Genomic DNA, 10,739 nt, shown 5'->3' on the forward strand with positions numbered 1-10,739 from the left:
GGGCGGCGACCGGACCTCGGAGGTGGATGGGACCCTTGGGCAACGATCCCCTCGGCCACGTCGACCAGGCGGCGGCCTCGATGCTGGAGGCACTGTTCACACAGTCCCCGATCGGGCTCCACCTCGTCGACCCCGACCTGCGCGTGGTCCGCGTCAACACCGCCACACCATGGATGCGTGACATCAGCCTGGACGACATCCGGGGACAACGGGCCAGGGACGTCTACCACCTCGTCGACGCCGACGCGGAGGCGCTCCTGCGGGACGTCCTCGACACCGGCACGCCCCTGCTGCGCCGTGTCGTGCGGGCCCTGGTCGACGAGGCACCCGTGGAGCGCACGTTCGAGGTCAACGCACTGCGCCTGCAGGGACCCGGCGGGAAGGTGCTCGGGGTCGGCGTCATCGCCGTAGACGTCACCGAGCGGGAACGGGCCCACGCCAGGACCCGCATGCTCGACCGGGTACGGGAACGCGTCGGCCGGACCCTGGATCCGGTCGTCATCGGCGAGGAGCTCGCCGCGATCCTGGTTCCCGACTTCGCCGACCTGGTGACCGTCGAGGTGGAGGACGCCGTCATCCGCGGCGACGACCCGCCCCTGGCCCGCGCCCTCACCGGCACCCTGATGATGCGCACCGCCTTCCGCAGCGCGACCGACCAGGCGGCGCGGCAGATCCACGCGGTGGGCGATGTCCGCCGCCTCGCGGACCCGACGCCGTTCACCCAGGCCCTGGCCGACCTGAGCCCCAGGATGGTCCGGTTCGGCCCGGACACCCCCTGGCTCGCCGCGGACCCCGCCCTCGCGCGGGCCGTCGACGCGGCGCGGGGCCACTCGCTCCTGGTCGTCCCGTTGGCCCTGCGGGACGCGGCCCTCGGACTCGTCAGCCTCTACCGCGCCGACCGCTCGCCCGTCTTCGACGAGGAGGACCGGGCGTTGGCCGTGGAGGTGGGCACGCACACCGCGCTGTGCCTCGACAACGCGCGACGCTACACGCGCGAGCACACGATCGCCGCCACGGTCCAGCGGCAGCTGCTGCCCCGCCGCCCCGAGGCCCAGGCATGGCTGGAGACCGCCTACCTCTCCCTCACCGGAGCCGACCCGGGCGCCTGGTACGACACCACCGCCCTGTCGAGCGCCCGCACGGCCATCGTCGTGGGCAAGGTGTCGGGGCGCGGTCTGGAGGCGGCCGCGACCATGGGCCAGCTGCGCACCGCCATCCGCTCCCTGTCGGCGTTCGACCTGACCCCCGACGAACTGCTCGCCCGTCTCCACGACACGGCGACCCGGCTCGCCGCCGAACGGGCCCGGCTGCCGCTCGGCGACCCCCTGCGCGAGGAGGAGCTGACCGCCGACTGCGTGTACGCGGTGCACGACCCGCTGACCGGCAGCTGTGTGGCGGCGGCCGCCGGTCATCTGGCACCGCTGGTCGTACGGCCGGAGGGCACCGTCTCGGTGCTCGGCACCCCGGCCGGGCCACGGTTGGGGAGCGCGGAGGGCGCCCCCTTCGCGGCCGTCGACGCCGACGTCCCGGCCGGCAGTGTCCTGGTGTTCACCAGCGACCCGCTGCTCACGGCCTACCTCGCCGAGCGCCCCGGCCCGCTGGCCTCGGTGTCCCGCTACGGCGACCGGCCGCTGCAGGACCTGTGCGACGCCCTCGTCTACGCGCTCCCGGCCGGCATGGGCGTCCGGGACGCCGCGGTGATCGTCGCGCGGACGCGGGCCTTCCCGCCCGACCAGTGCGCCGTCTGGCCGCTCGACCCCGACCCGACGGCCGTGTCCGCCGTCCGGCGACGCACGCGCGCGCAACTCACCGCGTGGGGCGTCGAGGAGGAGACCGCCTACAACACGCAGCTCATCGCGAGTGAACTCGTCACCAACGCCCTGCGGTACGGACGCCCGCCCATCGAACTGCGTCTGATCCGCGGCCGCACCCTCACCTGCGAGGTGCGGGACGCCGACACGGCCGCCCCGCACCTGCGCCACGCGGGCACGGTCGACGAGGGCGGGCGCGGCCTGTTCATCGTCGCCCAGCTCGCGCAGGCGTGGGGGACCCGGCCGGCCGTGCGCGGCAAGACGATCTGGGCCGAGCAGACCCTGTGACCGGGCCCGCCGGGGTCAGCGCCGGCGGCCGCGCGCCGCCCAGCCGCTGCCTATCCCCGCCACGTGCAGGGCGAGCAGCATGAGGCCGATCAGCATGAAGTTGACCGACGTGAAGACGTCGTTGGTGGCGATGTCCGCCGCGTTGATGAGGAAGGAGATGAAGAACAGGACCGCCGCGATGATGCCCAGCACGTGGTGCCTCCTTGAAGTAGGGATGAGCCGGTTGGGGTGGCTCCACGCGTATGCCCCGGCCCGGCGTCCTCACGCACGGCGACTGTGCGCCACAAGACCCGGCCGGTACATGGCCCGTACAGTGGTAGCGGCGGCACGGACCGTTCGGTGCGCGGTACGAGGGCACGCACACCGGTGGGACGGCCGCGTCCGGCCGGCCCCGCCACGGCGAGCGAACGGAAGCACACATGCACGACGCCTCCGGCCTCCCGGACGACGACTCCGGCACCCTGTTCGGGCTCGACGCGCTCGGACCCGCCCCCGCCGAACGGCACTCCGCCTTCCGGACCTCCGCCGGGGCCCGCCGCCTGCTGCCGGTCCGGCGGATCTACGCCGAGCCGGCCGCCGCGGCCTCCCCGCGGGGGCGGCAGGTCATCGCCCGGTACCCCGACGCCGAGGTGATCCCCGTCGCCTCGCACTGGCGCATCCCGGGCCTGCACGGCAACGAGGGCAACATCGACCGCTGGGTGCGGGTCAAGGGCGAGACGCTCGTGCTCGGCGAGAAGAAGACTCTCACCACCCGGCCCAACGGCCGGTCGGCGGACTGGATCGCCCCCGGCCCCTCCAACGGCTGCGCGATGGCCTGCGCCTACTGCTACGTGCCCCGCCGCAAGGGCTACGCCAACCCCGTCACCGTCTTCACCAACATCGACCGGATCATCGCCCACCTGGGCCGGCACGTCGCCCGGCAGGGACCCAAGCCCGAGCCGAACCAGTGCGACGCCGAGGCCTGGGTGTACGACATCGGCGAGAACGGCGACTGCTCCGTGGACGCCCTGATCTGCGACAACACCGCCGACCTGGTGCACGCCTTCCGGCAGTGGCCCACCGCCAAGGCGTCGTTCGCCACGAAGTTCGTCAACCCCGACCTGCTGGCCCTCGACCCTCGCGGCCGTACCCGCGTCCGCTTCTCGCTGATGCCGCCGGACGACTCCCGGCTCCTCGACGTGCGCACCTCGCCGGTCGCCGACCGCATCGCCGCCGCGGCGGACTTCCTCGACGCCGGGTACGAGGTGCACTTCAACCTCTCACCCGTGGTCGTACGTCCCGGCTGGGAGGACGCCTGGGCCGGCCTGCTGCGCCACTTGGACGACGTGCTGCCCGCACGGGTGAAGGAGCAGGCGGCCGCCGAGGTGATCATGCTGACCCACCAACAGGAGCTCCACGAGGTCAACCTCGGCTGGCACCCCCGCGCCGAGGACGTCCTGTGGCGGCCGGAGATCCAGCAGGCCAAGCGGTCGCAGAACGGCGCCCGCAACGTCCGCTACCGCAACGGGATCAAGGGGGAGTCCGTGGCGACGCTGCGCGCCCTGATCGACCGGCACGCCTCGTGGCTGCGGGTGCGTTACGCGTTCTAGTTAGGCGCGCCGTGTGCGGGGTAGTCGGGTGCCCGGTGCGGAACGGCTCATCCGGCGCCCCCTCAGCCGGTGGGCCGTACCCGTGTGGCAGAACACGGCGAGGCGCCTGACGATGGGTAGGCCATGCACAGTATCGAGCAGTCAATCGAGATCGCGGTGCCCGTGCGCACCGCGTACAACCAGTGGACGCAGTTCGAGCACTTCCCGCGCTTCATGACCACGGTGCGTGAAGTGGACCAGATCAAGCCCTCCCTCACGTCCTGGACCCTCGCCGCCGGTCCCCTGCGCGGAACCTTCGAGGCCGAGATCGTGGAGCAGGAACCCGACTCCCATCTCGTCTGGCGCAGCCTCGACGAGCGCCCCGGCCACCGGGGACGTGTGTCGTTCGCACCGACCCCGGACGGCGGCACGGCCCTCACCTTGCGCATGGAGATCCGGCCGAACGGCCCCGCCGGGCTGGTGCCCGGTGTCTCCGAGGTCGCCGGCCGCCTCGTGGCCCGCGAGCTGGGGCTCTTCAAGGAGTTCATCGAGGGGGTGGGGCAGGAGAGCGGGGCCTGGCGCGGCACCATCCGCAACGGCCGGGTGCGGCGCGACGAGGCCGATCGGCGCGTCAGCGGAGTGCCCTCCTGGCCCCACGGCTGATCCCCGGTAACCGCACGACTGAGAGGCGACTCGCGATGAAGAAGGCGCCCGGCGACGAGCCGGACGAGGCCCTGACCGTTACTCCGCCAAAGAAGTGGGCCGCGGGCGTCCCCGCGGTGGCCCACGCCCTGGAGTACTCCCTGGAGGAGACGTCGGCCCGGCGCACCGGCACGACCCTGCTGACCATGAACCAGGTCGGTGGCATCGACTGCCCCGGCTGCGCCTGGGCGGATCCGGCCCCGGGCCACCGGCATCGCAACGAGTACTGCGAGAACGGCGCCAAGCACATCAACGACGAGGCGACCACCCGGCGGGTGGGCGCGGACTTCTTCCGCGAGCACTCCGTCGCGGACCTCGCCCGCCGCTCCGACGCCTGGCTGAACCAGCAGGGCCGGCTGACCGAGCCGCTGGTCAAACGGCCGGGATCGGAGCACTACGAGCCGGTCAGCTGGAACGACGCCATCGGGCTGATGGCCGAGGAACTGACCTCGCTCGACACCCCGGACGAGGCCGTGTTCTACACCTCGGGCCGGGCGTCCAACGAGGCGGCGTTCGTCCTGCAGCTGTTCGCCCGCGCCCTGGGCACCAACAACCTGCCCGACTGCAGCAACCTCTGCCACGAGTCCAGCGGGTACGCCCTGCACGAGACTCTGGGCAGCGGCAAGGGCACGGTCAGCCTCCACGACCTCCACCACGCCGACCTGATCTTCCTGGTGGGCCAGAACCCCGGGTCCAACCATCCGCGCCAGCTCTCCGCGCTCGAACAGGCCAAGCGCAACGGCGCCCGCATCATCGCCGTCAACCCGCTGCCCGAGGCCGGGCTGCTGAGGTTCAAGAACCCGCAGAAGCCCCGTGGCGTGATCGGCCCGGGCACGCAGATCGCCGACCGCTTCCTGCGCATCCGCAACGGCGGTGACCTCGCCCTGTTCCAGGCCGTCAACCGGCTGCTGCTGGAGGCCGAGGACGCCCGGCCGGGCGAGGTCCTGGACCACGACTTCATCGACGCCGACACCACCGGCTTCGAGGAGTTCGCCCGGCACGTCCGCGGCGTCGAGTGGGACGACGTCCTCGCCGCCACCGGCCTGACCCGCGAGGAGATCGAGCAGGTCCGCGACGAGGTGCTGCGCAGCGAACGCGTCGTCGTCTGCTGGGCCATGGGGCTCACCCAGCACAAGCACGCCGTGCCCACGATCCGCGAGATCGTCAACTTCCTGCTGCTGCGCGGCAACGTGGGCCGGGCCGGCACCGGCCCCTGCCCGGTGCGCGGGCACAGCAACGTGCAGGGCGACCGCACCATGGGCATCTGGGAGCAGATGCCGGACTCCTTCCTCGACTCCCTCAAGGAGGAGTTCGGTTTCGACCCGCCGCGCGCCCACGGCTACGACTCGGTCAAGGCGATCAGGGCGATGCGCGAAGGCCGGGTGAAGTTCTTCCTCGGCCTGGCCGGCAACTTCGTGCGCGCCACCCCCGACAGCACGGTCACCGAGGAGGCCGTCCGCCGCTGCCGGCTGACCGCGCACATCTCCACCAAGCTCAACCGGTCCCACACGGTCTGCGGCGACACCGCGCTCATCCTGCCCGCCCTGGGCCGGACCGAGCGGGACGTGCAGTCGACCGGAGAGCAGTTCGTGACCGTGGAGAACTCGATGAGCGAGGTGCACACCTCACAGGGACGGCTGCGGCCCGCGTCCTCGCTGCTGCTCAGCGACATCGCCATCCTGTGCCGGCTGGCCCGCCGCACCCTGGGCGACAAGCCCGACATCGCCTGGGAGCGGTTCGAGGCGGACTACGGCGTGATCCGCGACCACATCTCCCACATCGTGCCCGGCCTGCAGGACTACAACAGGCGGGTGACCCGCCCCGGCGGCATCCAGCTGCTGAACCCGGTCAACGACGGCGTCTACGCCACCGGCACCGGCCGGGCGCTGTTCACCCGCAACAGCGCCGAGGCGCCGCGCGTGCCCGAGGGGCATCTGCTGCTGCAGACCCTGCGCTCGCACGACCAGTGGAACACCGTGCCCTACACGTCCAACGACCGGTACCGGGGTATCCACGGCAGCCGGCGGGTCGTGCTCGTCAACCCGGACGACGTGCGCGGCCTGGGGCTCAGCGACGGCCAGCGCGTCGACGTCGTGAGCGTGTGGTCCGACGACGTCGAGCGGCGTGCCGAGGACTTCCGCGTCGTCCCGTACCCGACGGCCCGGGGCTGCGCCGCCGCGTACTACCCGGAGACCAATGTGCTGGTGCCGCTGGACAGTGTGGCCGACCACAGCAACCAGCCGACGTTCAAGTCGATCGTGGTCCGGCTGGAGCCTGCGCGGGTGGGCGCCCCCCAGGAGTGACAGAGGACGGCCCCGGACGCGATCACCGCGTGCGGGGCCGTCCTGTGTCCCGGCTCAGCGGCGGGCCGGCCGTCCGCCGAGGTTGCGCCGGAAGGAGCCCGGGGCGCGCAGGGCCCGTTCGATCTCCTCCAGCGACCGGTTGCGGGTCTCGGGGACCTTGAGGGCCACGAAGATCACGCAGAGCACGTTCATGGCGGCGTACACGAAGAACGTGCCGGAGCGGCCGATCGTGTTGATCGCGGTGAGCGCGGTGACGGCGATGAGGAGGTCGAAGCCCCACACGGACACCGTGGCCAGGCTCGTCGCCGGGCCCCGCACGCCCAGCGGCAGGATCTCCGGGGCGATCACCCACACCACCGACTGCATGCCGATGCCGTTGAAGAGGATGTAGGCGAACAGCGAGAGGATGACCACCCACCGCTGCGCGGGGGAGTCGCCCGCCAGGAACGCCAGTCCCAGCACGGCCATGGACAGGCCCGACAGCGGCAGGAACCACAGCATGGTGCGCCGTCGGCCCACGGCGTCCAGCGCGACCGCGCCGACGATCCCGGCCACCACCAGCATGGCGCCGATGCCGATGCCGGTGAGCAGCGCCACCGAGGTGCCGAAGCCCGCGTCGGAGAGGATCGCCGGGGCGTAGTAGACCACCGCGTTGATGCCGGTGAGCTGGGAGAAGGCGGCGACGCCCACGGCGATCAGCAGCGCGGGGCGCACCCAGGGCCGGCGCACGGCCCGCCAGCCGTCACGGGTCGGCGCCGACGACACCTCGCCGATCGCGGTGATCTCCGCCTCGACGTCCGTGCCGGGCGACCGCAGACCGCGCAGCACCCGGCGCGCCTCGTCCCGGCGCCCGTGCTCCACGAGCCAGCGCGGGCTCTCGGGCAGCCGCACGATCCCGAACGCCAGGACGGCCGCCGGGACGGTCGCCAGCCCGAACATCAGCCGCCAGCCCCCGGTGTCGGCCAGCAGCCAGCCGCAGAAGAAGGAGACCAGCTGCCCGATGGCCACCATGAGCTGGAACAGCACCATCAGCCGGCCGCGGATGGCGGGCGGCGCCACCTCCGCGATGTAGACCGGCACCATGTTGGAGGCTCCGCCGACGGCGAGCCCGAGGACGAAGCGTGCCGCGATCAGCGTGCCGGTGCCGGGGGCGACGGCGGCCGCCGCGGCCCCGGCCGCGAACACGACGGCCACCCACAGCACCACCCGGCGCCGCCCGTGCCGGGCGGCGAGCCGCCCCGAGCACAGCGCGCCGACCATGGCGCCGACCAGGATGACGCTGACGACGATCTCCTGCCCCCGGGAGGACAGCCCGAGGTCCTCCCGCAGGTGCAGCAGCGCGCCGGAGATGATGCCGGTGTCGTAACCGAACAGCAGGCCGCCGAGCGCGGCGACGGCCGCCACCGCGTACACCTGACGCGGCGGACGGGCCGGCGCCGCCGGCTCGGTGCGCGTGGCGGTGGCCGCCTCAGGCATCGCCCATGACCAGACCCTCGATGGTGTGCTTCTGCGTGATGGGCGTCAGCTCGTCCACGACGGCGACGTCCAGGTGCCGGCGCACCCGCTCGGGCAGCGCCTCCCAGTAACCGCGCGTGACGGCGGCGTCGTGCCGCTCGCCGTTGGTGGCCTCCGGTCCGTCGACGCCGAGGACCAGGACCGGGCGCGACCTGCTGGACTGGTTGGCCGTGCCGCGGTGGATGGTCAGGGCGCTCCGGGCGGAGATGTCACCGCGCTGGGGGTACTTGCGCACGGCGCGCTCCGCGTAGCGCGGGTAGTGCGAGCGGGGCGGGAACATGCCGTGCCCGAACTCGGGGCTGTCGTCCCACTGCGTGCCCGGGGCTATCTCGAAGGGCCCCATGTCCTCGGCGGTGTCCACGGTCGTGACGTTGAAGGCGAGCGAGGTCAGCCGGCGTCCGTGCCGCGTCTCCTCCGGCATCGGGAAGTCGCGGTGCCAGGGCTGGTTGACGGCGCCTTCCAGGGGGACGTCGAAGCCGAGCTCGACGATGCGGTAGTCGGGGCCGAGGACGGCGGCGCACACCGAGCGGACCCACGGGTGGTCGACCAGCTCGACGAAGCCCCGGATCTGCTCGGGGTGGATCTCGACGTAGTAGCGGTGGGGGCCGCGCCCCACGGCGCCGTCGGGGCGGGACAGCGCCTCCTCGAAGGCCGCGTCGACGTCCTCGCGCAGCCGGTCCGCCCACTCGACGGAGAAGGCTCCCTTGCGGGCGGTGATCCCGTCGCCGTGGAGCGCCTCGACGTCGGGACGGACGTCGACGTCCAGGGTGGCCGGGTCGACTCCGGGGTACAGGTGCGCGGTCATTCGGTGCCTCCTTGCGCGGCGATGGATCCCCCTCATCGTGCAACGTTGAATGCAACGTTGCAATACCCTGCGGCAACCTTGTCGGATCGCCCTGGACGCGTGGGAGGATGGCCACCGTGAGTAGTCGCCTGAAAGATGTCGCCGCCCTCGCGGGCGTCTCGGTCCGGACCGTGTCGAACGTCGTCAGCGGATCGGGCAACGTCGCCGAGGCCACCCGGCAGCGCGTCCAGCAAGCCCTCGACGAACTCGGCTACCGGCCCAACCTCGCCGCGCGCAATCTGCGCGCGGGCCGTACCGGACTCATAGGTCTCGTCGTCCCGGAGCTGTACTCGCCCTACTTCGGCGAACTGGCCAGCCTCATCGTGGAGGCCGCGCAGCAACGCTCCTGGACCGTCATCATCGACCAGACCTTCGGCGACGCCGAGGCCGAACGGCGCCTCCTCGACGGCACCCAGGGCCGGCTCGTGGACGGCCTGATCATCAGCCCCTGGGCCCTCGGCCCCGAGGAGGTCACCACCCACGCCCGCAGCGCGCCCGTCGTGCTCCTCGGTGAGCGCCCGCCCCGCGGACTCGCCGACCGGGTCGCCGTCGACAGCGTCGCCGCCGCCGACGAGGCCACCACCCACCTCCTCGAAGCCGGCCGTCGCCGTATCGCCGCCATCGGCCTCCAGCCCCACCTGCGCAACGGCACCGCCGACCAGCGTCTGACGGGCTACCGCAACGCCCTGCGCCGGGCCGGCGCGGTCGTGGACGACGCGCTGGAACGCCCGGTCCGCGAACTGCACCGCAAGGACGGCGCCGAGGCCATGGCATCCCTGCTGGACGACGCCTCGGCGGCACCCGACGCCGTCTTCGCGTTCACCGACGAACTCGCGCTCGGCGCACTCCACGTGGCCCACGAACGCGGACTGCGCGTGCCGGAGGACCTGGCCGTCGTCGGCTTCGACGACATCGAGGACGGGCGCTACGCCCAGCCACCCCTCACCACCGTCGCCCCCGACAAACGGCAGCTCGCCGAACGGGCCCTGCAGTGCCTCGCCGACCGCATCTACAGCCCGGACAACGGCGTGCCCCCGCTCGACGTCGTCGTGCCGCACCGCCTCGAAGTACGGGGGAGCAGCGCCCAGAAGGCGTGAGTTCCCGGCCACCCGTCCCCGGGCGGCCGGACGTCGCCCGTGCCGTGGCCACCCAGCGCACCTACCCCGGCCGGGGGCACTGGCAGGAGAACGGCGCGGACACATGGGGGAGATGTGGCCGGGGGACTCCCGCTCCCGCGACCACCACTTCCAGGGCACCGTGGCGGCGTGGCTGTACGAGAACGTGGCCGGTCTGCGGCCGGGCGACGCCGGCTACGCCCACCTTCTCCGTACGGCCGGACACCTGCGCGGGTGTCGACTGGGCCCGCACGTCGAGCCGTACCGTCCGGGGCACCGCGGGCGTCTCCTGGGAGCGGAGCGCGACCGGTTTCCGGGTGGGTGGAGGTGCCGGTGGGCGAGGTCGCCGAGGTCCACGTCCCGGCGGCCGGCCCGCACGACGTGACGGCTCCGCAGGCAGGGGGCCCGGTACCTGCGGATGGACCGGGGGTTCGCGATTAGCCGAGCCGTGCACGGCACCCGGGGCTTCGGGCCCGTCGCTGAGCACCGGTGAAGGAAGGCCGGGCGGCCGGGGGGCCGGGCCCCCCGCCCCCCCGCCCCCGGCGCACCCCCCCGCCCCCCCCCCCCACCCCCCCCCCGGCCCCCCGCCCCCG

8 protein-coding genes are annotated in these 10,739 nt (G+C 73.0%); 5 read left to right on the top strand and 3 right to left on the bottom strand.

Annotated features, from left to right (window positions below; genetic code table 11):
* Positions 1-26 precede the first annotated feature (26 nt).
* On the top strand, positions 27-2,099 hold the full coding sequence (locus ACFRAC_RS28730) for a SpoIIE family protein phosphatase (protein WP_382933482.1): 2,073 nt from the start codon (positions 27-29) through the stop codon (positions 2,097-2,099).
* Between the two features lie 15 nt (positions 2,100-2,114).
* Here ACFRAC_RS28730 and ACFRAC_RS28735 read toward each other — a convergent pair whose 3' ends face one another.
* Positions 2,115-2,291 (bottom strand): hypothetical protein, encoded by a 177-nt coding sequence (locus tag ACFRAC_RS28735; protein ID WP_151782464.1) that lies wholly within the window; start codon positions 2,289-2,291, stop codon positions 2,115-2,117.
* Between the two features lie 227 nt (positions 2,292-2,518).
* Between ACFRAC_RS28735 and ACFRAC_RS28740 the strand changes: the two genes are divergently transcribed.
* From ACFRAC_RS28740 to ACFRAC_RS28750, 3 genes are all read left to right on the top strand, one after another.
* Positions 2,519-3,688: a spore photoproduct lyase family protein gene (locus tag ACFRAC_RS28740; protein ID WP_382933488.1), complete on the top strand. Its 1,170-nt coding sequence runs from the start codon at positions 2,519-2,521 to the stop codon at positions 3,686-3,688.
* Between the two features lie 123 nt (positions 3,689-3,811).
* Positions 3,812-4,330, top strand: a complete 519-nt coding sequence (locus tag ACFRAC_RS28745; RefSeq protein ID WP_382933495.1) for an SRPBCC family protein — start codon at positions 3,812-3,814, stop codon at positions 4,328-4,330.
* Positions 4,331-4,365: 35 nt separating this feature from the next.
* Entirely contained in the window at positions 4,366-6,672 is a 2,307-nt protein-coding gene (locus ACFRAC_RS28750; RefSeq protein WP_382933508.1) for an FdhF/YdeP family oxidoreductase, read from the top strand.
* A gap of 54 nt (positions 6,673-6,726) precedes the next feature.
* Here the strand turns inward: ACFRAC_RS28750 and ACFRAC_RS28755 are convergent, their stop codons facing one another.
* Both ACFRAC_RS28755 and ACFRAC_RS28760 read right to left on the bottom strand, forming a co-directional pair.
* Positions 6,727-8,148, bottom strand: a complete 1,422-nt coding sequence (locus ACFRAC_RS28755; RefSeq protein ID WP_382933515.1) for a sugar porter family MFS transporter — start codon at positions 8,146-8,148, stop codon at positions 6,727-6,729.
* Positions 8,141-8,992 carry a phytanoyl-CoA dioxygenase family protein gene (locus ACFRAC_RS28760; protein WP_382933518.1) on the bottom strand — a complete coding sequence of 284 codons (852 nt, stop codon included), beginning with the start codon at positions 8,990-8,992 and terminating at the stop codon, positions 8,141-8,143. The genes ACFRAC_RS28755 and ACFRAC_RS28760 overlap by 8 nt, the downstream gene beginning before the upstream one ends.
* 116 nt (positions 8,993-9,108) lie before the next feature.
* Between ACFRAC_RS28760 and ACFRAC_RS28765 the strand changes: the two genes are divergently transcribed.
* On the top strand, positions 9,109-10,128 hold the full coding sequence (locus ACFRAC_RS28765) for a LacI family DNA-binding transcriptional regulator (protein WP_382933530.1): 1,020 nt from the start codon (positions 9,109-9,111) through the stop codon (positions 10,126-10,128).
* Positions 10,129-10,739 lie beyond the last annotated feature (611 nt).

Origin of the sequence: Streptomyces sp. NPDC056628 (assembly GCF_042792555.1) — a bacterium.
GTDB lineage: Bacteria > Actinomycetota > Actinomycetes > Streptomycetales > Streptomycetaceae > Streptomyces.

Coding starts and splice junctions, on each gene's coding strand:
- ACFRAC_RS28760 (WP_382933518.1), bottom strand. CDS start 8,992: ATGACCGCGCACCTGTACCCCGGAGTCGACCCGGCCACCCTGGACGTC.
- ACFRAC_RS28730 (WP_382933482.1), top strand. CDS start 27: ATGGGACCCTTGGGCAACGATCCCCTCGGCCACGTCGACCAGGCGGCG.
- ACFRAC_RS28740 (WP_382933488.1), top strand. CDS start 2,519: ATGCACGACGCCTCCGGCCTCCCGGACGACGACTCCGGCACCCTGTTC.
- ACFRAC_RS28750 (WP_382933508.1), top strand. CDS start 4,366: ATGAAGAAGGCGCCCGGCGACGAGCCGGACGAGGCCCTGACCGTTACT.
- ACFRAC_RS28755 (WP_382933515.1), bottom strand. CDS start 8,148: ATGCCTGAGGCGGCCACCGCCACGCGCACCGAGCCGGCGGCGCCGGCC.
- ACFRAC_RS28745 (WP_382933495.1), top strand. CDS start 3,812: ATGCACAGTATCGAGCAGTCAATCGAGATCGCGGTGCCCGTGCGCACC.